The organism is Fodinicola feengrottensis (assembly GCF_010993775.1).
In the GTDB taxonomy this organism is placed as follows: domain Bacteria; phylum Actinomycetota; class Actinomycetes; order Mycobacteriales; family HKI-0501; genus Fodinicola; species Fodinicola feengrottensis.
This window is the reverse complement of sequence record NZ_WOTO01000012.1, coordinates 80,548-100,789: the sequence shown is the minus strand read 5'-3', so window position 1 is coordinate 100,789 and position 20,242 is coordinate 80,548. Positions and strand designations below refer to the sequence as shown.

24 protein-coding genes and 3 pseudogenes are annotated in these 20,242 nt (G+C 67.7%); 16 read left to right on the top strand and 11 right to left on the bottom strand.

Features of this window, described 5'->3' with window-relative positions; genetic code table 11:
- Positions 1-23: 23 nt before the first annotated feature.
- The 4 genes from GNX96_RS51560 to GNX96_RS13560 are packed head-to-tail and all read right to left on the bottom strand — an operon-like array spanning position 24 to position 3,470.
- Positions 24-251 (bottom strand): beta/alpha barrel domain-containing protein, encoded by a 228-nt coding sequence (locus GNX96_RS51560; RefSeq protein WP_279580261.1) that lies wholly within the window; start codon positions 249-251, stop codon positions 24-26.
- Positions 224-886 (bottom strand): beta/alpha barrel domain-containing protein, encoded by a 663-nt coding sequence (locus tag GNX96_RS13570; protein ID WP_279580260.1) that lies wholly within the window; start codon positions 884-886, stop codon positions 224-226. The genes GNX96_RS51560 and GNX96_RS13570 overlap by 28 nt, the downstream gene beginning before the upstream one ends.
- On the bottom strand, positions 883-2,091 hold the full coding sequence (locus GNX96_RS13565; RefSeq protein WP_163568355.1) for a CaiB/BaiF CoA transferase family protein: 1,209 nt from the start codon (positions 2,089-2,091) through the stop codon (positions 883-885). The genes GNX96_RS13570 and GNX96_RS13565 overlap by 4 nt, the downstream gene beginning before the upstream one ends.
- Positions 2,088-3,470 carry an MFS transporter gene (locus GNX96_RS13560; RefSeq protein WP_279580259.1) on the bottom strand — a complete coding sequence of 461 codons (1,383 nt, stop codon included), beginning with the start codon at positions 3,468-3,470 and terminating at the stop codon, positions 2,088-2,090. The genes GNX96_RS13565 and GNX96_RS13560 overlap by 4 nt, the downstream gene beginning before the upstream one ends.
- Positions 3,471-3,521: 51 nt before the next feature.
- Here GNX96_RS13560 and GNX96_RS51555 point away from each other — a divergent pair, with 51 nt between their 5' ends.
- The 3 genes from GNX96_RS51555 (at position 3,522) to GNX96_RS13550 (ending at position 4,616) form a co-directional block, all read left to right on the top strand.
- Positions 3,522-3,767 carry a helix-turn-helix domain-containing protein gene (locus GNX96_RS51555; protein WP_279580258.1) on the top strand — a complete coding sequence of 82 codons (246 nt, stop codon included), beginning with the start codon at positions 3,522-3,524 and terminating at the stop codon, positions 3,765-3,767.
- A complete protein-coding gene (locus GNX96_RS67190) occupies positions 3,698-4,147 on the top strand; it encodes an IclR family transcriptional regulator domain-containing protein (protein ID WP_452124476.1) in 450 nt (149 codons plus the stop codon). The genes GNX96_RS51555 and GNX96_RS67190 overlap by 70 nt, the downstream gene beginning before the upstream one ends.
- A 172-nt stretch (positions 4,148-4,319) precedes the next feature.
- On the top strand, positions 4,320-4,616 hold the full coding sequence (locus GNX96_RS13550) for a hypothetical protein (RefSeq protein WP_163568354.1): 297 nt from the start codon (positions 4,320-4,322) through the stop codon (positions 4,614-4,616).
- A gap of 6 nt (positions 4,617-4,622) precedes the next feature.
- Here GNX96_RS13550 and GNX96_RS13545 read toward each other — a convergent pair.
- Positions 4,623-6,330, bottom strand: a pseudogene (locus GNX96_RS13545) (DEAD/DEAH box helicase).
- A gap of 129 nt (positions 6,331-6,459) precedes the next feature.
- Complete coding sequence (locus GNX96_RS13540; RefSeq protein ID WP_163568399.1) at positions 6,460-6,621, bottom strand: DUF3039 domain-containing protein; 162 nt, start codon at positions 6,619-6,621, stop codon at positions 6,460-6,462.
- A 319-nt stretch (positions 6,622-6,940) separates the two neighbouring features.
- Between GNX96_RS13540 and GNX96_RS13535 the strand changes: the two genes are divergently transcribed.
- From GNX96_RS13535 to GNX96_RS13525, 4 genes and pseudogenes are all read left to right on the top strand, one after another.
- Complete coding sequence (locus GNX96_RS13535) at positions 6,941-7,921, top strand: pseudouridine-5'-phosphate glycosidase (RefSeq protein ID WP_279580256.1); 981 nt, start codon at positions 6,941-6,943, stop codon at positions 7,919-7,921.
- Positions 7,922-8,614, top strand: a complete 693-nt coding sequence (locus GNX96_RS13530) for a carbohydrate kinase family protein (RefSeq protein WP_313885662.1) — start codon at positions 7,922-7,924, stop codon at positions 8,612-8,614.
- A pseudogene (locus GNX96_RS67185) lies at positions 8,611-8,697 on the top strand (hypothetical protein); the annotation flags it as partial. The gene GNX96_RS13530 and the pseudogene GNX96_RS67185, both read left to right, overlap by 4 nt.
- Positions 8,698-8,930: 233 nt before the next feature.
- Positions 8,931-10,166 (top strand): SGNH/GDSL hydrolase family protein, encoded by a 1,236-nt coding sequence (locus GNX96_RS13525; protein ID WP_163568353.1) that lies wholly within the window; start codon positions 8,931-8,933, stop codon positions 10,164-10,166.
- A gap of 79 nt (positions 10,167-10,245) precedes the next feature.
- Here GNX96_RS13525 and GNX96_RS13520 read toward each other — a convergent pair whose 3' ends face one another.
- The 3 genes from GNX96_RS13520 to GNX96_RS13510 form a co-directional block, all read right to left on the bottom strand.
- Positions 10,246-10,650, bottom strand: coding sequence for a DUF3099 domain-containing protein (locus tag GNX96_RS13520; protein WP_279580255.1), 405 nt, complete (start codon positions 10,648-10,650; stop codon positions 10,246-10,248).
- A gap of 89 nt (positions 10,651-10,739) precedes the next feature.
- The gene (locus tag GNX96_RS13515; protein ID WP_279580254.1) at positions 10,740-11,396 is read right to left on the bottom strand and encodes a GNAT family N-acetyltransferase; all 657 of its coding nucleotides are present in this window, start codon (positions 11,394-11,396) and stop codon (positions 10,740-10,742) included.
- A gap of 13 nt (positions 11,397-11,409) precedes the next feature.
- Positions 11,410-12,000: an HhH-GPD-type base excision DNA repair protein gene (locus GNX96_RS13510; RefSeq protein ID WP_163568351.1), complete on the bottom strand. Its 591-nt coding sequence runs from the start codon at positions 11,998-12,000 to the stop codon at positions 11,410-11,412.
- Between the two features lie 114 nt (positions 12,001-12,114).
- Here GNX96_RS13510 and GNX96_RS13505 point away from each other — a divergent pair, with 114 nt between their 5' ends.
- From GNX96_RS13505 to GNX96_RS51535, 8 genes and pseudogenes are all read left to right on the top strand, one after another.
- Entirely contained in the window at positions 12,115-13,704 is a 1,590-nt protein-coding gene (locus GNX96_RS13505) for a DUF262 domain-containing protein (protein WP_163568350.1), read from the top strand.
- Positions 13,705-14,106, top strand: a complete 402-nt coding sequence (locus GNX96_RS13500; RefSeq protein ID WP_163568349.1) for a HipA N-terminal domain-containing protein — start codon at positions 13,705-13,707, stop codon at positions 14,104-14,106. It abuts the gene before it with no gap.
- A gap of 324 nt (positions 14,107-14,430) precedes the next feature.
- Positions 14,431-14,865 (top strand): DUF7059 domain-containing protein, encoded by a 435-nt coding sequence (locus GNX96_RS51540; RefSeq protein WP_279580253.1) that lies wholly within the window; start codon positions 14,431-14,433, stop codon positions 14,863-14,865.
- On the top strand, positions 14,784-15,797 hold the full coding sequence (locus GNX96_RS13495) for a methyltransferase (RefSeq protein ID WP_279580252.1): 1,014 nt from the start codon (positions 14,784-14,786) through the stop codon (positions 15,795-15,797). The genes GNX96_RS51540 and GNX96_RS13495 overlap by 82 nt, the downstream gene beginning before the upstream one ends.
- A 2-nt stretch (positions 15,798-15,799) precedes the next feature.
- The gene (locus GNX96_RS67180) at positions 15,800-15,898 is read left to right on the top strand and encodes a hypothetical protein (RefSeq protein ID WP_452124474.1); all 99 of its coding nucleotides are present in this window, start codon (positions 15,800-15,802) and stop codon (positions 15,896-15,898) included.
- Positions 15,895-16,322 (top strand): annotated as a pseudogene (gene dtd / locus GNX96_RS13490) (D-aminoacyl-tRNA deacylase). The gene GNX96_RS67180 and the pseudogene dtd overlap by 4 nt, the downstream one beginning before the upstream one ends.
- A gap of 30 nt (positions 16,323-16,352) precedes the next feature.
- Entirely contained in the window at positions 16,353-16,607 is a 255-nt protein-coding gene (locus GNX96_RS13485; RefSeq protein WP_163568348.1) for a hypothetical protein, read from the top strand.
- Positions 16,608-16,812: 205 nt separating this feature from the next.
- The gene (locus GNX96_RS51535; protein WP_390623997.1) at positions 16,813-17,016 is read left to right on the top strand and encodes a PIN domain-containing protein; all 204 of its coding nucleotides are present in this window, start codon (positions 16,813-16,815) and stop codon (positions 17,014-17,016) included.
- 270 nt (positions 17,017-17,286) lie between these two features.
- On the opposite strand, the gene GNX96_RS13475 is transcribed toward GNX96_RS51535, so the two are convergent.
- Positions 17,287-18,210: a M56 family metallopeptidase gene (locus GNX96_RS13475; RefSeq protein WP_163568347.1), complete on the bottom strand. Its 924-nt coding sequence runs from the start codon at positions 18,208-18,210 to the stop codon at positions 17,287-17,289.
- Entirely contained in the window at positions 18,207-18,605 is a 399-nt protein-coding gene (locus GNX96_RS13470; protein ID WP_163568346.1) for a BlaI/MecI/CopY family transcriptional regulator, read from the bottom strand. The genes GNX96_RS13475 and GNX96_RS13470 overlap by 4 nt, the downstream gene beginning before the upstream one ends.
- Positions 18,606-18,768: 163 nt before the next feature.
- Here GNX96_RS13470 and GNX96_RS13465 point away from each other — a divergent pair, with 163 nt between their 5' ends.
- Complete coding sequence (locus GNX96_RS13465) at positions 18,769-20,097, top strand: cytochrome ubiquinol oxidase subunit I (protein WP_163568345.1); 1,329 nt, start codon at positions 18,769-18,771, stop codon at positions 20,095-20,097.
- The last annotated feature ends 145 nt before the right edge of the window (positions 20,098-20,242 follow it).

Sequence of the window (20,242 nt, the reverse complement as noted above, 5' to 3'; positions counted from 1 at the left end):
GGTCTCAAACCCACCCCAGCGCCTCAGCTGATCGGGAGTTTTTCCGAGTGGGTGAGGGTTTCGCGCAGGAGGCGCTCGGCGGTGGCGAGGGCGGGGAGGTCGATGCCGGTGTCGATGCCGCGGTCGTGCAGGTGGGCGACCAGGGCGTCGGTGGCGACGTTGCCGGCGGCGCCGGGGGCGAAGGGGCAGCCGCCGAGGCCGCCCAAGGCGCTGTCCAGGCTGACTACTCCGAGGTCCAGTACGGCGTCCACTGTGGACAGTGTTGGCCAGCAGTGTTGTGCAGGTGCAGGGAAATCTGGGCGTCCGGCACGGCGTCGCGTACAGCGGACACCGATGCACGGACTTGGTCGGGGGTAGCGGTCCCGAGGGTGTCGGCGAGGCTGAGGCGGCGCAGGCCCGCGTCGTACAGCCGGCGGACCACTCGAACAAGCCGGTCGACGGGGAGCACGCCGTCGTACGGGCAGACGAAAGCCGTCGCGACCGCGCCGACCAAAGTCACCGGGCTGGCGGAAAACTCGACGACCGCCTGAGCTATCTCGTCCAGGGCTTTTTCGGTGGAGCGGCCGGCATTGGCGGCGCTGTGGCCCTCGCTGGCCGACACGACCATCCGCAGCTCGTCGAGCCGGCAGTCCCGGGCGCGCAGCGCGCCACGCAGATTCAACGCGATGCCACTGATCCGTACGTCCGGCCGCTCCGGCAGCGCGGCGAGCACGTCCTGCGCATCGGCCATCTGCGGCACCAGTTTGGCGGAGACGAAAGAGGCCGCCTCGATTTCCCTTACCCCGGCGGCAACCAGCGCCTGCGCGATCCGCACCTTGTCCACTGTGGACACGATCACCGGCTCGTCCTGGAGACCGTCGCGCAGGACCACATCGGTGATCCTCATGAGATAACTCCTTCCGTACGCAAGCTCGCCAACCGCTCGGCCGAAACCCCGAGCAGGCCGGCGAGCACCTCGTCGGTGTGCTCCCCCAGCTCCGGCCCCAGCCACCGCACCTCCCCCGGCGCGCCTGGGACCTTCGGTACGATGCCAGGGAAACGGACCGGCTGCGGACTGCCGTCGACCTCGACCTGGCGGGTGACCAGCATGTCCCGGGCGCGGTAGTGCGGATCGTCGGCGATCGCACTGGCGTCGTGTACGGGCCCGGCCGGGACCCCGGCTTTTTCCAGCACAGCCAGCACTTCAGAGACCGAGCGACCGGCGGTCCAGCCGACGATCGCGGTGTTCAGCTCGTCCGACCGCAGGCCGCGGCCACGGCCATCCGCGAGGTCCGGATCGGCGGCCAGGTCTGGCCGGTCGATGGCGTGCATCAGCCGACCGAAAACGGCGTTCGCGTTGCCGCCGATCACCACCCATTGCCCATCCCGACAGGGATAGACACCGCTCGGCGCCACCCCCGGCAGGCTGCCGCCGGTCCGCTCCCGGACCACGCCGTAGGCGTCGTAGTCCGGCACCAGCGATTCCATCAGCGAGAAAACGGCCTCATATAAGGCAACATCCACCACCGGCGCGTCGGGGCCACCGCGCGCGCGGGACAACATCGACATCAGCGCGCCAATCACCGCGTAAAGACCGGCCACCTCGTCGCCGATGCTGGTCGCGGCACGCGACGGTGGACTGGCCGGGTCACCCGTCACATACCGCAGCCCACCGAAAGCCTCAGCCACGCCACCAAAAAAACCGGCCCGGCCGGCGTACGGACCGGTCTGCCCGTAACCGGAAATCCGGACCAGCACCATCTCCGGGTTCGCCGCCGCCAGCTCGGCCGGACCGAGCCCCCAGCGTTCCAACGTGCCGGGACGGAAGTTTTCCAGCACCACATCGGATCGCCGCACCAGGTCCAGGGCCAACATCCGACCGGCGTCGGTGTGCAGGTCGATGGTCACCGAGCGCTTGTTGCGGCCGATCGTGCGCCACAGCATCGAAGTCGTGCCGGCCAGCAGCCGCCAGCCACGCAACTCGTCGCCCTGGCCGGGTCGCTCGACTTTGATCACGTCCGCCCCGAAGTCGGCGAAGATCCGGCCAGCGAAGGGAGCGGCGATGAAGTTTCCCAGCTCCAGCACCCGAATGCCGTCCAATGGACCAGTCATGCGGTCACCGCGTTCACGGCCTCCAGCGGCCGGCCGGTGGTCCGCGGGCCAAGGATGCCAACAGTCAGCGACACCAACACCATCGCGGTCGCCACCACCGCGAACATCACCCCCGCGCCGGCCGAGTTCAGCACCGGCACCAGCACGAACGGCATCGCCGCGCTGGTCAGCCGGGACAACGCGTACGTGCCGCTGGCCGCGGTGGATCGCAGCGCTGTTGGGAAAATCTCGGCCTGGTAAATGTGGTACGAGTTGGAGAAAATGTTGCTGACGCAGGTGTAGAGGAAGCCGAAGACCAGCACCAGCGCGGTCGAACCGGAATAGCCGAAGGCAAGACCGAGCGCACCCATTCCCAACACCGAGAAGGTAACCAGGAATTTACGTTCCACCCGCTCGACAAGTGGCAAGGAGAGCAGCGAACCGATGGGATAGCCCAGAAAGCTGACCGCGCTGAACAGCAGCGACTGGACGATCGGATAACCCTTCGCGGCAAGTACGAGCGGCACCAACGTCCCGAAGCCGTAATAGCCCAGCGTCTGCAGGATGTGGAAAATCATCATCATGCCCGTACGTTTGCCGTACGGCGGACGGAAAAAAAGCGTCCCGATCCGGGTCCCGGCCGGCGACGGTGGCTGCTCCGCGGCCGGCTCATCCAACGACTGGCCGGCGATCGCGCCTGCGACTCGAACCGCTCGGCGACCTCCTCGGCCTCCTTCGTACGCCCGACGGACTCCAGCCACCGCGGCGATTCCGGCAACGATCGACGCAGGAAATAGACGATCACCGCGCCCAACGCACCGAAGACGAACATGATCCGCCACCCGTCGATGCCGAACGGGTGCAACGGCACCAACCAGCGAGCCAAAAAAAAAACCCGCCGCCGGCACTCCGAGGAACGAGATCGTGTATGCCCAGGCAATGAAGCGGCCGCGCCGGCGGGCCGGCAGCAGATCGCTCAAATACGTGTCGGCCAGCGGTGGTTCGGCGCCAATTCCGATGCCCGCGCAGAAACGCAGCACCACCAGCATGATCGGGGTGAAACTGAAGGCGCCGAGCAGCGAGAACACCGAGTAGATACCGAGGTTCAGCAGGAAGGCGCGGCGCCGGCCAACCCGGTCGGCGAGCCGGCCGAGCACCAGCGCGCCAACGAACATCCCGAACATCCCGACGAAGGTCGACGACAGCAGGATCGGAGTTTGCGCCTTGCTCAGGTGAAACTCCTGGACCAGGACGCTGGCCAGCACACCGGCCAGGAACACCTCGTAGATGTCGAAGAAAAGTCCAAGCCCGACGGCCACGGTGGCGAGCTTGTGCGTACGGCCGATCGGAAGACGGTTCATCCTCGCGGCCACCGTCGGACGGACCACACTGGAGGTCATCGCACCCTCACCCCTTGACCTTGCCATATAGTGGGAAATAGATTTCACTATGTGAAAGAGACCGTAACCGGCGTCGGCGTCCTCGACAAGGGTGTCGCCATCCTCGACGTGGTGGAGCGGCGTCCGGTTGGGGCCAGCGAGCTGGCTCGCGCGATCGGCCTCTCCGTCTCCACAGCCCACCGACTGGCCAACGCGATGGTGACCCACGGGCTGCTCACTCGCGACGAATCGGGCGTCTACCGGATGGGCTCCCGCTTCGTCACGTCGGCGTTGGTCGAGCTCAGCCGCCCATCCTGACCGAGCTCACGGATCGTACGGGCGAATCCGCGCAGCTCTGGGTCCGCCGCGGCGAGCACCGCCTCTGCGTCGCCAGCGTCGAATCCCCCGCCGAACTCCGCGCCTTCCTTCCCGTTGGCACCCTGCTCCCCCTACCGCTCGGCTCCGCCGCCCACGCCCTTATGGACTCAGCCGACGTACGTGCGCAGGGCTGGGCCGAAACGATCGGCGAACGCGCCACTGGTGTCGCGTCCATAAGTGCGCCGATCCGGGTGCACGGCGAGCTGGTGGCCGCCCTCTGCCTGTCCGGCCCACTCAGCCGCTTCGCCCCACACCCGTCGACACTCCACCCCACCACGGTCGTCGCCGCGGCCCACCAACTGGAAACCGCGATGCGCTGAGCGCCACGCCCACTGTCTTTGACGAGAACTGGACGCTGGGCTCATTGTCGACGTACCGGAATAGCCGGAGGTCGCGATGTCCGAAAAGTTCGACTTGTGCGCTGATGCGCGGATGCGTTAACGTCTCGCCTCTAGGCCGGCGACGAGGCCGGCGCCATCAAGGGGGACCGCTATGACCAGCGCACATGCCGAGCACACCGGCCACGATCACACTCATGAGCAGGGGTGCGGACATGTCGCCGTGCCGCATGCCGGCCACGTCGACTACGCGCACGACGGACATCTGCACCGCGAGCACGACGGCCATTTCGACGAGTGTGAGCCGGCCGCACATGTGGCCCACGAGGCACATTCGCACGCTCACGGCACCGGCTGCGGTCACGTCGGAGTCCCCCATGGCGAGCACGTCGACTACGTCCACGACGGGCATCGCCACGCCGTACACGACGGGCACTACGACGAACACTAAGCAGCTCTAGAGCTGCTGAATAGCCACTATTCGCTTTTCCAGGTCTTCGACGCTGGCCTGCGCACTGGGCGGGCCACCACAGAGTTTGCGCAGCTCAGCGTGGATCTGGCCGTGCGGGCGGTTAGTACGGTGGTGGTGGTGCGCGGCGACCAGCGTGTTGAGCTGGCGCCGGAGTTCCGCGCGGCGCTGGTACGTCGTACGCACCTGGTCCAGCGGCGGCGCGTCCGGCTTGCGGACCTTGGCCTGCGCGGCGATCTGGTCGGCCTGGCGCTTGCTGAGCAACGCGACCACCTGATCCGGCTCCAGCAAGCCCGGCAGGCCGAGATACTCCTCTTCCTCCGCGGTGCCGGCGAGCGCCCCCCCCGTACCGAACGAGGCGCCGTCGTAAATGACCTGGTCAAGGCTCGCCGACGCCTCCAGCGCGGTGAACTTGGGCAGGTCGTCGGTGTCCTCGTCCTTCTCCTTGTTCGCGTCCTCCAGCAGGCTGTCCTCCAGCCCGTCGGACTCGCGGTGCGGCCGGTCCAGCACGTGGTCGCGCTGAGCCTCCATCTCCTCGGCGAGCCCGAGCAGGCTGGGCACGCTGGGCAGGAAGATGCTGGCCGTCTCGCCGGGCCGGCGGGCTCGTACGAACCGGCCGATGGCCTGCGCGAAGTAGAGCGGGGTGCTGGCGCTGGTGGCGTAGACGCCGACCATCAGCCGTGGGATGTCCACGCCCTCACTGACCATCCGGACGGCCACCATCCAGCGGTCGTTGCTGGCGCCGAAGGCGGCGATCTTCGCCGAAGCGGTGCGGTCGTCGGAAAGTACGGTCACCGGCGTTTCCCCGGTGACCGTACGTAAGAGCTCCGCATACGCCTTCGCGGCCGCGTGGTCGGTGGCGATCACCAGGCCGCCGGCGTCGGGAAGATGCTGGCGGATGGTCTTCAGCCGGGCGTCGGCGGCACGCAGCACCGCCGGCATCCACTCGCCCTTGGAGTCCAGCGCGGTCCGCCAGGCGTGCGCGGTCTGTTCCTTGGTCAGCGGCTCGCCGAGGCGCGCGGACAGCTCCTCGCCAGCGGACGTACGCCAGCGGGTCTCGCCGGAATACGCCATGAAGATGACCGGCCGGACCACGCCGTCCCTGAGCGCCTCTCCAGCCGTACGAATAGTCGGACTGCGACCGGCGCAGGCCCTCCCGGTCCCGCTCGTACGTGACGAACGGGATCGCGTTGTCATCGCTGCGAAAAGGCGTACCGGTCAGGGCCAGCCGGCGAACCGCCGGGTCGAACGCCAGCTTCACGCCGTCGCCCCAGGTCCGGGCGTCGCCGGCGTGGTGGATCTCGTCCAGGATCACCAGCGTGCGGCGGGCCGTCGTGCGCCGCCGGTGCACCGCCGGGGCGAGCCCGACCTGCGCGTACGTGATCACCACGCCGTGGAAATCCGAGGACGTGCCGCCGACGGTGTTGGAGAACGTCGGATCGAGCTGGATGCCGACCCGCGCGGCGGCCTGCGCCCACTGCGACTTCAGGTGGTCGGTCGGGGCGACCACGGTGAGCTGGTCAACCGTGCCGTCCGCGAGCATCTCGGTCGCCACTCGCAACGCGAACGTGGTCTTGCCGGCACCGGGCGTGGCCACCGCGAGAAAGTCCTCCGGCCGGCGGCGCAGGTAGTCGACCAGGGCCCGGCGCTGCCAGGCCCGCAGGCCCGGCCCAGCCGTACTCCCGGTATCGGTCAGCGCCCCAGCCGAAACATCAGCCGCAGTGGACAACTCTCCGCCCTCCCCCCAGCACAGAACGAGGCCTCCGCACGAGCGGCGAGCGGAGGCCCAGAGAGCCTAACCAGTGATGGGCGCGAAACCGCGCACCTACGGCCTGAGCGAGTTGTAGATCTCCTTGCACTCCGGGCAGACCGGGGAGCCCGGTTTGGGCGCCTTGGTCACCGGGAACGTCTCCCCGCAAAGGGCCGTCACCATGCTTCCCATGACGGCGCTTTCGACCATCTTGTCCTTGTCCACGTAGTGGAACATCTCCGGACCGGTCTCGGTGTCCTTCGTCTCCGGACGGACGTCGGTCTGCACGCTCACGCCGAAACTCCTCAGGTCTGTTGGGGCCGCTTCCCAGTCTCGCACGCGATTTCACCGGCCGCGCGCAGCGTCCCGTCGGTCCGGCGGCCTTGCCGTGTTTGGGCGGTGAAGGCGAGCAGCCCGCGCCAGGCGTCGGTGCAGTGCGCGTATCACCTTCACCCCGGAGCCGGACAGCGCCACCGAGGCCGCCCTGCACCTGGTCGCCACCTGGACCGCTGACTAGACCGCGCGGAGTGGGTCGGGGGTGTACTAACGTTCCCCTGTGACTGGTACTGCGCGCTGCCTGCCTTTTCCGCCCGAGATCGTGGTGGGCGACGAGGTCGCCCTCGCGCTCGCCCACGGCCGGCCGTTGGTGGCGCTGGAAAGCACGCTGATCGCCCACGGTCTTCCCCGCCCGCGCAACCTGGCGGTGGCCCGCGAACTCGGCGCGGCCGTACGAGCCGCCGGCGCGACTCCGGCGACCATCGGCGTGCTGGACGGCAAGGTGGTGGTCGGGCTGGACGACGACCAGCTGACCCGGATCGCGCTCGGCGAGGACGTGCCCAAACTGTCGGTGCGGGACATCCCGTTCGCGGTCAGCACCAAGTCCGACGGCGCCACCACGGTCGCCAGCACCGCCGCGATCGCCCACCGGGTGGGCATCGGCGTCTTCGCCACCGGTGGCCTCGGCGGCGTCCACCGGGACGCGGCTTATGACGAATCCGCTGACCTGCAGCTGCTCGGACGTACCCCGATCACCATCGTCTGCGCGGGCGTGAAGTCGATTCTGGACGTGCCGGCCACCCTGGAACGGCTGGAGAGCCTGTCGGTGCTGGTGGCCGGCTACCGTACGGACCGGTTCCCCGGCTTCTACCTGGCCGATTCCGGTCATCAGGTGCCTTGGACGCTGGACAACCCCGCGCAGGTGGCGGCTGCCGCGGCCGCCCGGGATGCCCTCGGGTTCGGCCTGGGCGCGATCGTGCTCGCCAACCCGATCCCGGTCGATCGGCAGCTCGACCCGGTGCTGCACGACCGGGTGCTGGCCGAGGCGCTGGCTGGCGCGGCGGCGCAAGGCGTCACCGGCAAGGACATCACGCCCTACCTGCTGGCGTATTTCCACGAGGCGACCGGCGGCGGCAGCCTGGAAGTCAACATCGACCTGGTCAGCCGCAACGCGACCCTGGCCGCGCAGATCGCGGTCGCCGCGGCCGGCACCCCCGGCCGCCCCGGCCGGACCGATCGTGCTGCCCCGCTCCCCGGCTGAATAACCATTTCCAGTCTCGCTTTCCCTGAGCAGCAACGGATCGCGGTCGTCGGGGATCTGGTGACGGACGTGCTCGCGCTGGCCAGCGGTCCACTGTGGACGGACTCGGACACGCCGGCGCGGATCCGGCTGACCGGCGGCGGAGCCGGTGCGAACACCGCCGCGTGGTTGGCCGAACTGGGTGCCGCGGTGACCTTCGTCTGCGCGGTCGGCGACGACGACACCGGGCGGGCCCGTACGAGCGAGCTGCGGTCTGTCGACGTGGCGGCGCTGACTACCGCCGAGCCGACCGGGACCGTCGTCGTCCTGGTGCGGCCCGATGGCGGTCGCAGCATGCTGCCCGACCGGGGCGCCAACGACCGGCTGACCGCCGAGCACGTGACCAGCGCTCTTGCGGCTTGTACGCCGGCACATGTGCATGTTTCCGGCTACACCTTGCTGGGCGCCGGGTCGCGAGCGGCCGGTTTGGCCGCGCTGGCCTGGGCGTACGAGCGGGGCATCGAGTGCTCGGCGAGCCTCGCGTCGGCGGCTCCGCTGGTGGCGACCGGCGCGGCCGCGGTGCGGGAGTGGTTGACGCGTACGGACGTGGTGCTGGCCAACCACGACGAAGCGCTCGTCGTCACACCGGTGAGTCCGATCCGTCGCGAGCCGCGTCGTCGTCGCTGGCCGAGGGCCGCTTCGCCGCGATCGTGACCCTCGGTTCCCAAGGGGCCTTGTGGGCGGACCGGGACGGCGTTGTCCGGCGGGTCGCCCAACCGGCCGCCGTGGTGGACACCACCGGAGCCGGCGACGCCTTCACCGCCGGGCTGTTGGCGGCAATATTGCGAAAAAAGTCTCGGGCGCCGAAGCCCTCGACGCCGGCAGCGCCGCCGCGGCCCGCTGCGTCAGCCACCCTGGCGCCCGGCCGAGCCGCTGAGTTTACCGGCTATGTCCGGAAACGGACCTGGTTATCGGCATGGAGCGCTGTAAAGGTGATGGAGGCCAATGCGGCGATGTGCGGAGGGCAAGGATGCGATCCAGAAGAATTTCCCGCTGGGCGATCGTGGGCATGTTGGTGGCGGCGATCGCCGTACCAGCCGGCGCGGGCGCGGCCCCGGCACCCGGCGGCTGGGTGGGCACGTGGGCAGCCTCGCCGGACGCCGGCGACCCGGGCGTGAACGGGACCGGCTATCCGAGCTACTCGCTGCGCAACGAGGTGCACCTGTCGGTTGGCGGCAGCCAACTGCGGATCCACCTGTCGAACGCCTTCGGCACCGGCGCGCTGCCGCTGGACCACGCGACAGTCGCCATCGCCACCGGCCCCGCCTCCCCCACCGTGAAGGCGGGCTCGCTGCGGTCCCTCACCTTCGGCGGCCATGCCACGACGACCATCGCCAAGGGCGCCGAGACGGTCAGTGACCCGGTGAACCTGACCGTCGCCGCCGGCACGAACCTGCTGGTCACCACGTACGTGTCGACCGCGTCCGGGCCGGTCACCTTCCACCAGGACGCGCAGCAGACCTCGTATTACACGATCAGCGGCGACCACAGCGCCGACACCTCAGGCGCCGCCTTCACCCGGGCCACCGGCTCCTGGTACTACGTCGACCAGATCGACGTACGCAACTCGCCGGCCCGCGCCAGCGTGGTCACCCTCGGCGACTCGATCACCGACGGCTACGCGTCCACGCCGAGCACCAACAGCCGCTGGCCGGACCGCCTCGGCGCGCGCCTCAACCAGCAATCGGTCGCGCATCGCCTCGGCGTCCTCAACGAAGGCATCAGCGCGAACTGCGTTCTCGCTGATGGGGGGGACCGCCCGGGCGGCCCCGGCGCCGGGGCCGGCCAAAGTGCGCTCACCCGGCTGGCCCGCGATGTCCTTAGCCGCCCTAGCGCTCGTACGCTCATCTTTGTCGAGGGCATCAACGACATCGGCCAGAACACGCAGGTCAGCGACCCACAACTGCTGATCGCCGGCTACACCCAGATCATCAACCGGGCGCACGCCGCTGGCCTGCGCGTCATCGGCGGCACCCTCACCCCGGCCCCGAACTACGTCGGGCCGCGGGAAAGCACCCGCGAGGCCGTCAACCAGTGGATTCGTACGACCCCGCTGCTGGACGGCGTCGCCGACTTCGACCTCGCCGTACGAGACCCCGCCAACCCGCACCAGATGCTGCCCGCGTACGACTCCGGCGACCACCTCCACCCCGGGGACGCTGGCTACCAGGCGATGGCCGACGCGGTGCCGTTGTCGCTGCTCTGATGTGTTCGGCTCGGCGGGTGGTTTCTTAGGCAGTGCCACTCGCCGAGTTCGGGCTGGTGGACTCCCGCGATTTCACTCGCTAGCGATCGTGCCGGGTCTGCTCGGGGTCGACGATCTCGCCACTGAGCACCTCGTCGCTGGACTGGCCAGAGGTGATCGCGCGCTCCGGCGCCGGGTGGCCATGCCACCGGTTGCGCAGCTGGCTGGCCTTCTTCGGTGGCCGGTCGTTCGCGATCAGCACGGCCATCCAGGGCAGGAACACCATGCCGGCGATGCACAGGGCCACCCACAACGGCGCCAGCGGCGGCTGTGCGGCGAAGACGACCACCGCTGCGAGCAGGCACACCACCCGCAGGCCCATCATCAGCGCGTACCGAATCTGCCGCTTGCGAAGCTGGTCCGGCAGGCTCTCTTCGGCCTCGGTGATGACGATCGGGTCTTTGGAGCGCCCTCTCGGGTGGCGACCATTCACCGAACTCGCCACGATGCCTCCACTCTCGATGCCTCCATCCTCCCTCGCGGACGGGCTGGGTGCGACGTCCGGGTACGGATAGCGGCCGTTTTCAACGATCCTTACCGGGTTTCCCCCAGGCCGAGCATCGGCAAACACCGCTCCGCGCCGGAAATTCCGACCTCGTCGAGGCCGTATCCGTTACGCAGCAACGCCCATCGCTCCCTGGTCAGCCGCGACCAGAGCATGTGATCGATCCGGTCAACCCGCTGCGCGTACCGGTCGCCGCAGGGCTGATATCCGAGCGAGCGGGTGACGCCAAGCGCGGCGTCGTTGTGCTCCTCCGACTCGGTCTCGGCCGCGGTCGCGTCCAGCGCCTGGAAGGCGAAGTGCAGCACCATCGCCCGCATCGCCTTGCCCAGGCCGGTGCCACGGAAACGTTCGCCCAGCCAGGAGGCGCTCTCGACGATCCGCAGCTGGGGGAAGTCGGACGCCTTCAGGTCCTGCGATCCGGCGACGTCGCCGTCGACCTCCAGCAGAAACGACAGCCGCCGCCACTTGTCCGGCGCGGACTCGGCCCGGGAGCGCCACACGTGCCGGGCGATCCACTCGTGCATGCCACTGCCGGGCAGCGTGGGGTCATCTCCAGCCCGGGCGGTGCCACCGCGGCCAGCACCGGCAGGTCGTCGTCGGTCGGCGGTCGCAGGACCAGGTCTCGTACGAGCCCCTCGGCGGTCGGCAGCTGGGCGGTGATCCGCAGGTCGAACAGCGGCCACCACGACCCAGCTGTGGTCACTGGGCGGCCTTGGCGGCGGCCTTCATCTGCTTCTTGTGCTCCCGTACCTGACCAAGGGTGTCCGCGTCGACGATGTCCGCCACCGACATCGCGGTTCCCTCCTGCCCCACCTGGCCGGCCGCCTCCCGCCAGCCAGCCGGTTGCACGCCGAGCTGCTTACCAAGAAGAGCCAGGAAAATCCGGGCCTTCGCGTCGCCGAAGCCGGGCAGCTTCTTCAGTCGGCCGAGCAGTTCCTGACCGGAGTCCGCGCCCTTCCAGACCGCCGCCGCGTCACCGCCGTACTCGTCCACCAGTTGCTGGCACAACGCCAGCACCCGGCGGGCCATCGCGGCTGGGAAGCGGTGCAACGCCGGCTTCTCCACGAACAACTCGATCAGCCGGTCCTCGCCGAGCTCCACCACCGCCTGCGCGGTGACCTTGCCCATCCGCTGGGTCAGCACGTACGGGCCGACGAACGCCTTCTCCATCGGCACCTGCTGATCCAGCAGCATGCCCATCAACAACGCCAGCGGGTCCTTCGACAGCAGGGCGTCCGCCTCCGGCTGCTGCGCCAAGCACAACCGCACCGCGGCACGTTTGGTACTCATGCCGCCCATCGTGCCACGCCGCGCCACTCTCGCCACACCTCTGTCTTACGGGCTCACCTGCAGTCCCGCCGACGCAACCCCCAGTAGGCTTGGTTCGGCAGCTGAGGAGATGTCATGCCCACCCTTGACCGACCGCGCATTGAGTACAGAACGCCTGATGACCTCGTCGGCGAGGTCCAGCGTGGCCTGATCCGGATCCCTACTTTTCAGCGCAGCTTCAAATGGGAAGCCAGAGACGTCGTGATGCTGTTCGACAGCATCTTTCGTGGTTATCCGATCGGCAACATCCTGCTCTGGCGACGACCAGCTCCGAAGCAGCGATTGACGATCGGGCCACTCGTCATCGACGCACCGGAGACCGACTCGGCCCTCTGGGTGGTCGACGGTCAACAGCGGATCACCTCGCTGGTGGGAGCACTCGTTGACGCGGAGACCTCTTCGGACTCGCGGTTTCGGGTCCACCTCGACCTGGACAACGCCGAATTCCATACGGCGGGCGCTCGGCAGGTGCCCCCGCGCTCGTGGATCCCAGTCAGCAAACTGCTGGACACTCGTACGTATCTACGCTGGGTCAGGGACAACAGAGAATGGCTGACCGAAGACAATCTTTCGCTTGGCGACAGTGCGGCGAAGGCGATCAGGGAATACCAGATCCCCACCTATGTGGTGACTTCCGCCGACGAGGAACCGTTGGTGGAGATCTTCGCGCGGATGAACAGCCAGGGAAAGCGGCTAAGAAAGGACGAGGTCTTCCAGGCGCTTCACTCCAGTAGGTCCGGCGACGGCCCCAGCACACTCAAAGACCTGGAGAATGTCACCGCAAGCCTCGGTTTCGGCGCACTCGACAACCGGTTGGCCCTGCGGTGCGTTCTCGCCTTCCGCGGCGGCGACATATTCCGAGAGGACTTCAAGGAAGAGTTCTTGTCTCCGGAAGACCGCGCGGACACCTTCCGTAATGTCTCGGAATCTTTGCTGGAAGTCGTTAGATTTCTCCAGCAGGACGCTCTCATCCCACACATCCGGCTCCTTCCTTACTCCCATTTCGTGCCTGTCCTTACCCGGTTCGTCGGCCTGTTTGGCCAACCGGAGGGCCGGGCAGCTACCCTGCTGCGCCGCTGGGTATGGCGAGGCGCCGTGGCGGGTACGCGCGCACGCGGCATCAGCGTCGCCGACGTACGAAACCAGGTCGAGTCAGTGAGCGGGAAGGATCCAGTCGAATCGGCGATGCACCTGCTTCGACTCGTAAACACGCCACCCGAATTCACCGTCGAACTGGACAAGGTGCATTTCAACCACGCGATCACCAAGATCAATGTGTTGGGGATGCTCGCGTCCGACCCTCATGATTTGCTCACCGGAGCCTCGATCGACATCCCCGAGGCATTGCGTTCTGGAAGTCCACTGGTCGCTGTCCTCGCGGACACTGAAGTTCCGGATGGTCTCAAGCTGGCCAACCGAATTGTGACCGAGCGCAAATACCCCGACGCGCAGCGACGACTCACGCTCGCACCCGCGGAGGTTCGGGAAAGTCACCTTGTCGACGCGGTCGCGCTTGGCCTGCTGAAATCGGGGAGCATCGAGGAATTCACCGCCTACCGTGGCGAAGCACTCAGTCGGGCGATTCGTTGGCACGTCAGCCAGATGGCCGAATGGGGAGCCCGAGATGCCCATGCTGTCAGTGACCTCATGCGCCGGGCGGTCTGAGTGAATCACGGGGCAACCGCCGAGGTCCGGCTGCACGGGCGACGGGTGGGTGACCTTCGCTTTGACCGCGGCGGCGCCATTTTCTCGTACGAGGACGATCTCGCTCAACCAGATCATGAGGTGCTCGGACAGGTTTTCGAGGACGACCCCCGAACTGTGCGACGCAGCCGGATCGGCATCCCACCGTGGTTCGCCAATCTCCTCCCCGAAGGTGAGATGAAGCGACAGGTCATCCGGGATCTGGGCGGCGGAAACATCGGCGACTACAGCATCCTCGCGCACCTCGGCAGCTACCTCCCCGGAGCGGTTACCGTTCACCCGCAGGGAAATCTTCCGACAGCTGACCTTCTGGACGACCCGCTCGAGGCTCCGAGTCACCCTCTTCGGCATTCACAGGTATGAGCCGCTCGCGCTCAGCCTGAACGGCGAGAGACTTCCCACGTCCATTCGGCTTGATGATTTCCGACACCTGGCAGACAACGCCGATGCGGATCCAGAAGCAACCGTTCGCTATGTCCAGGACGCGGTTGACCAATTGAGGGCCACCTGGGCAGCGGGACTTCAGGCTGAGACCCAAAGCCGGTTTCCGGCTTTGGCCGACGAGTACAGTCGCCGACTCGACGCTCTCCCGATCACCCGCGAGGTCTGAGGACCGATCTCTCCAGCCTTCAGGGTGAAAGCTGACCTCCGTTCTCTGGCCACCCGGCAATGCAGCAGGATGGGGGCGTGAAACCGCTGTTCAGTTCCGATGTCACCAGCAAGCTGCGGGCCGCGGTGGAGAAGGCCGGCTACACCGCTGAAGGGGTGGCCGCGGTGCTCGGACCGCAGGCCAGCGTGGCGCTCGGGCGCGGCGACCTGCTGCCGGCCCGGCGGGCCACCAGCGGTGGGTCGCCGCTGGAGACGCTGATCAACCTCTTCGTATGCGGTGGGGTGCTGTCGACACCGACCGTGCAGGCGGCCCTGGACCCGCTGCGGGTCGACCAGGCGCTGTCGGTCGGCCTGGTCGAGCCGGCGCGTGGGGGGGTTTGCGGGCGGCGATGGACCTGCGGCCGTACGGCGACGATGACGGCGACTGGTGGGTGCTCTCGGACCTGGGCACGGACGTACGACCGGGACCACTGGCACCAGATCATGTGCTCGGCATCGGCGGGGCCGCGCTGACGCTGGCCGGCGCGACCGTACGACAGCCGGTCGCCTCCGCGCTGGACATCGGCATTGGCTGCGGCATTCAGGCACTGCACCTTTCCCGACACAGCACCAAAATCACCGGCACCGACATCAGCGAGCGAGCGCTCGCGATGGCGGCCACCACCGCCGCGCTGAATGGCCTGGAGTGGGAACTGCTGGCCGGTGACCTCACCGAGCCGGTGGCTGGCCGCCGCTTCGACCTGGTCGTGACCAACCCGCCCTTCGTGATCGGCACCGGCGACGCAACGCACGCGTATCGAGATTCCGGACGCAGTGGGGACGCCGTGGTCGCCGAGGTGCTGGCTACCGCGCCGTCGCTCCTGAATGACGGCGGATGGTTGCAGTTGTTGGGAAACTGGCTGCATCTCGCCGATCGGGACTGGACCGAGCGGGTGGCCGGCTGGCTGCCTGATCGCTGCGACGCGTGGGTCGTGCAACGCGAAGTGCTGGACCCGGCCGAATATGTGGCGATGTGGTTGCGGGACGCCGGCCAGGACACCGCCGAGCACGCCCACCGGGCGACGGCTTGGCTGGACTGGTTCGCCGAGCACGACGTGCGGGGCGTTGGCTTCGGGCTGATCAGCGTACGAGCGTCCAATGTGGACTCCCCCAGCCAGGTCATCGAGGATTTACGGCAGCAGACCGATCATCCTTTCGGCATTCAGGTGGGCGAATTCTTCGACCGGCAGGCGGCGGTACGGCGTACCGGCCTGCTCGACCTGCACCTCGTCGCGGCGCCCGATCTGCGACTTCGGCAAGAGGCTTCGCGTGGTGCGGACGGTTGGGAAGTCGAGGACCAACTGCTGACCGGCGGCGGGTTGCGGGCCACTCACCCGGTCGATCCGTTGATGGTGTCGCGCTGGTGGCTGGCTGCGACGGCACACTTTCGTTGCGGGACCAGCTAACCGTGCTCGCTCACGCGTACGACACCGAGCCCACCTCGCTGCACGCCGCCGCCGAGCTGGTGGTTGGTCCACTCGTACGGCATGGATTGTTGCGGCCGTGAGGGCGGTCGTACAGACCGTCACCCGGGCATCAGTGACCGTCGACGACGAGGTCGTCGGGGGAAAATCGGCCCCGGCCTGCTCGTCCTTGTCGGCGTCACGCACACCGACACTCCCTCGATCGCAGCGGCGCTGGCTCGCAAAATTCACAGCCTGCGGATCCTCGAAGGCGAGCGGTCGGCCGCTGAGGTGGGAGCGGAAATCCTGGTCGTCAGCCAGTTCACCCTCTACGCCGACACCCGCAAGGGCCGCCGCCCCTCCTGGCAGGCCGCCGCTCCCGGCCCGGTCGCCGCGCCGCTGATCGACACTTTCGTGGCCGCTCTACGCGCCGTGGGCGCGCCCGTCGAAACCGGCCGCTTCGGCGCCGACATGCTCGTCGAATCCGTCAACGACGGCCCGCAGACCGTCATTCTCGACGTGGACTGACCGACAACTGCTCTATCGCAGGTTCGCGCCATGGAGATTAGACTTGTCGACGTGACCAGTGCAGCACATCAGTACGACGGCCTTCATCGGTTGGTCGACCAGTTGAAGCCCGCGCAGGCCGATGCCGTGCGGGCTGTCGTGCTGCAGCTCGTCACCACTCCTGAGGTCGAGTCCACCCAGCCTCGTCGACGACTGTCGTTCGCCGGCTCACTTTCTGCGGAGCCAGACTTCGCAGAGCGCTCCGAAGAGATCCTCGACGATCTCACCCGCCGGAACGCTGGTTGATAGTCGCCGACACAGGCCCGCTCGTGGCAGTCGCCAATGATCGCGACAAGTTTCACAAGTCGTGCCTCACGCTTCTGGAAAGTTACCCCGGCCCAGTCATGGTTCCGGCTCCGATAGTGCTGGAAGTCTGCCAACTCCTGGCTAGTCGACGAGGAACTCAAGCAAAGCATCATTTCTGACCCCCCTTGCACAGGGTGAGCTGCAAGTGGTTGAGCTTGTGTCCGATGACTACGCGCGAGCGGCAGAACTCGTCCAGCAGTACGAGGACTTGCCACTAGGCGCTGCCGATGCCTGCGTTGTCGCGGTTGCAGAGCGGCTGAAAGTCACCAAAATCGCGACGCTGGACAAGCGACATTTCACTATTGTCCGGCCAAAACACATCAAGACATTCGAGTTGCTGCCGGAGTGACATGCTTCTGACCCGCAGCAGCGAAGGCGCTGGTGGCGTAGTGATGTTGTGATCAAGCCCTTTGAGTGACGCCTGCCGATCCTCCGGCAGTTCGGGTCGGTCCGGCCGCGATGTCCGATTGTCACTTTCTTGACCGTTAACTACTCAAACAGGCAAGAGAAGTTGCAGTCGGACACCGTCGCAACGTGTCCGACTGCAACAGAGCGGGGATCGTCGCAGGTCAAAGGGCGCGCGTGTGTGCGCATCGGAGCCCGGTTGTGCAGCGACAGGCTAAAGAGGCAGAGCGACCCAGGGCAGCAGCATCGCCAACGCGACCATCAGCGCGGCCGCAAGATAAGCGAACCGGCGGATCAGCGGGGATCGGCCGGGCGGGGTCAGCAGGCGGTGGACGCGGTCCAGCACGGCGGCCTCGGCGACGGCCAACGAACCTGCCGGTGCGCTTCCCCGCGCAGCGGAGCCGAGCCGGGCCAACGCGGCAGCCAACACGTGCCGCTCACAGCCGAAGCAGGCACGGTCGTCGGCGACCATCTCGACCAACCGGCGGACCGCGGAACCGGCGGAGCGTACGGCCGACAGCCAGGGCAACGCGGCGGTCCAGGCGTTGAACGGCAGCACCACCAGGTCGTGCCGCTCGGACAGGTGCGCGTGCTCGTGCAGCAGGACGGCGTCCAGCTCGTCGGTGTCGAGCAGCTCCATCGCGCCGGCGGTCAGTACGACGCGGCCACGAACGCCGGGGCAGCAGTACGCCACCGCGTCCGGGTGATCCAGCACGGTGGTGGAGCGGTCCCGTTCGTACGGGACGCCGACCAGGTCGACGACCTCACGGTGCCGCTGCCGGGTCCGGGCGGTCCGTACGATCGACATCAGCAGCACGCCGACCAGCCGGCTGAAGAGCACAACGGCCAACGACACCAGAAGCAGGTGGATCGGGTCCAGACGAGCGGTGAGGTCACCGTGGCCAACCGCGACCAGCCAGGCGCCAGCGGCCTGCCCAACGGTCGACCCCAGCGGGCTAAGGCCCAGCATCAGCACCGCGCCAAGCGCGGCCAGCCCGGACGCCAACCCGAGCCCCTGCCACAGCACCAGTGCGGCGCGCGGCTCCCGGACCGTCCACCGGGCCGCCGCCAGCCAGTGCGCGGCTGGCAGCACCAGCACGACCGCCAGCATGCCCAGGAAGATGGCCGGTGCGATCACTCGGTCGGCACCTCTCGACCACCGGGTCTGCGGCGCAGTGCCTCGGCCAAGGCCGTCTGCAAAGCCTCCGCCTCCTCCCGGCTGACCTGCCCGACGAACCGGGCCAGCACAGCGGACCGGTCGTCGGATGACTCTCCAGCAGTATCCAACACCTCATGCATCAGACCCGCCACATGTTCCTCGCGGGTAGCGGTCGCCGCGTAGTGGTGCGCCCGGCCGTCCCGCATCCGGCTCACATAGCCCTTGGCCTCCAGCCGGGACAGCACGGTGAGCACTGTCGTCAGCGCCAACGAGCGGTCGGACAGCGCGTCGGACACCACCCGCGCGGTCACCGGGCCGGGTGCAGACCACAGCACATCCATGACCGCGCGTTCCAGCTCGCCCAGGCGCAGCATCCGGCTCCTTCCGTACGACAGGCGCATTCGTACGTCTCCGGCCTATTGTCCGGCATGCGCACCTGTCGATCCATAACCCTGTCGGGTGAACGTGACGCACCCAACTGCGAGTTCCATTCTACGCACAGTAGAAGTTCTACGATCCGTAGAAGATACTGATCTCATGTTGGACAACCTCACCGCGGCCCGCGAGCAGATGGCCATCTCGCTGTCCTTCCACATCATTTTCGCTGTTCTGGGCGTCGGCATGCCCTGGCTGATGCTCTACGCCGAAGATCGGGGCATCCGTACGGGCGACCCGATCTGGACCGCGCTGGCCCGCCGGTGGGCGAAGGCGTCGGCGATCATCTTCGCCATCGGCGCGGTCTCCGGAACCGTGCTGTCGTTCGAGTTCGGGCTGCTCTGGCCGAACTTCATGGCGACCTACTCGGGCGCTTTCGGCGTCTCGTTCTCGCTGGAGGCCTTCGCCTTCTTCGCCGAGGCGATCTTCCTCGGGCTCTACTTCTACGGCTGGGACCGACTCAAACCGCGGACGCACTGGTGGACCGGCGTACCGGTCGCGGTCGGCGGCCTCGCGTCCGCCGGCTTCGTCACCACGGCCAACGCCTGGATGAACGCGCCGGTTGGAATTGTCATGCAGGGCGGGAAAATCGTCGCCGCCGAACCGTTCGCGCCGTTCACCGCGCCGACCAGTGGGCCGCAGGTGACGCACATGTTGCTGGCCGCTTTGCTGTGCACCGGGTTCGCCGTCGCGGCCGTGTACGCGGTGGGCATGTTGCGTGGCCGCCGCGACGCCTACCACCGCCGCGGGCTCGCGTCTGGGCTGGTCATGGGCCTCGTCGCGGCCCCGCTGCAGGTCATCGTCGGCGACTGGGCGGTACGGGTGGTGGCGCAGACGCAGCCGACCAAGATGGCCGCGATGGAGGGCCTCGGCCACACGATGGCCGGCGCACCACTGTCCCTCGGCGGCATTTACGACGCCGCCGCTGGGCAGCTCCGGGGCGCGATCGAGATCCCCAAAGCACTGTCGCTTCTGCTCGCCTACGACCCGAACGCGGTCGTCACCGGCCTGGACGCGGTGCCACCAGCGGACCGGCCATCGGTCGCCGTCGTGCACCTCTGTTTCGACCTGATGGTCGGCATCGGGACCGCTTTCGTGGCGCTCGGCGTGTGGACGCTCTGGTATTGGTGGCGGCACCGGAAGGGCACGATGGTCCGGATCAGCGACCGGAAATGGTATTTGCGGGCGGTCGCGATCGGCGGTCCGGCCGCGATGGTCGCGCTGATCGCCGGCTGGATCGTCACCGAGGTCGGCCGACAGCCGTGGATCGTCTTCCACTTGATGCGTACGACCCAGGCCGTCAGCGACCAACCCGGCCTTTACGTCTACTTCTACGCGGCTGCGGCGATATACACGCTGCTTGCGGTGACTTTGGTCGTACTGCTGAGAAGAATCGCCACCGGCGCACCAAAAGAGGCGGTCTCGGCATGACCGTCGTCAATGCCATCGCGGTGTTGCTGGGACTCGGCCTGACCGCGTACGCGCTGCTCGGCGGCGCCGACTTTGGCGGCGGGGTCTGGGATTTGCTCGCTTTCGGGCCACGCAAGAAAATACAGCGGGAGGTGATCGCCGAGTC

What these genes read in the sequence shown, in the direction of transcription:
- GNX96_RS13525 (WP_163568353.1), top strand. Translation starts at nt 8,931, where the DNA reads ATGCGATCCAGAAGAATTTCCCGCTGGGCGATCGTGGGCATGTTGGTG.
- GNX96_RS13540 (WP_163568399.1), bottom strand. Translation starts at nt 6,621, where the DNA reads ATGTTCCACTACGTGGACAAGGACAAGATGGTCGAAAGCGCCGTCATG.
- GNX96_RS13510 (WP_163568351.1), bottom strand. Translation starts at nt 12,000, where the DNA reads ATGAGTACCAAACGTGCCGCGGTGCGGTTGTGCTTGGCGCAGCAGCCG.
- GNX96_RS13550 (WP_163568354.1), top strand. Translation starts at nt 4,320, where the DNA reads ATGACCAGCGCACATGCCGAGCACACCGGCCACGATCACACTCATGAG.
- GNX96_RS13570 (WP_279580260.1), bottom strand. Translation starts at nt 886, where the DNA reads ATGAGGATCACCGATGTGGTCCTGCGCGACGGTCTCCAGGACGAGCCG.
- GNX96_RS13485 (WP_163568348.1), top strand. Translation starts at nt 16,353, where the DNA reads ATGGAGATTAGACTTGTCGACGTGACCAGTGCAGCACATCAGTACGAC.
- GNX96_RS13565 (WP_163568355.1), bottom strand. Translation starts at nt 2,091, where the DNA reads ATGACTGGTCCATTGGACGGCATTCGGGTGCTGGAGCTGGGAAACTTC.
- GNX96_RS13560 (WP_279580259.1), bottom strand. Translation starts at nt 3,470, where the DNA reads ATGACCTCCAGTGTGGTCCGTCCGACGGTGGCCGCGAGGATGAACCGT.
- GNX96_RS13470 (WP_163568346.1), bottom strand. Translation starts at nt 18,605, where the DNA reads ATGCTGCGCCTGGGCGAGCTGGAACGCGCGGTCATGGATGTGCTGTGG.
- GNX96_RS13505 (WP_163568350.1), top strand. Translation starts at nt 12,115, where the DNA reads ATGCCCACCCTTGACCGACCGCGCATTGAGTACAGAACGCCTGATGAC.
- GNX96_RS13465 (WP_163568345.1), top strand. Translation starts at nt 18,769, where the DNA reads ATGTTGGACAACCTCACCGCGGCCCGCGAGCAGATGGCCATCTCGCTG.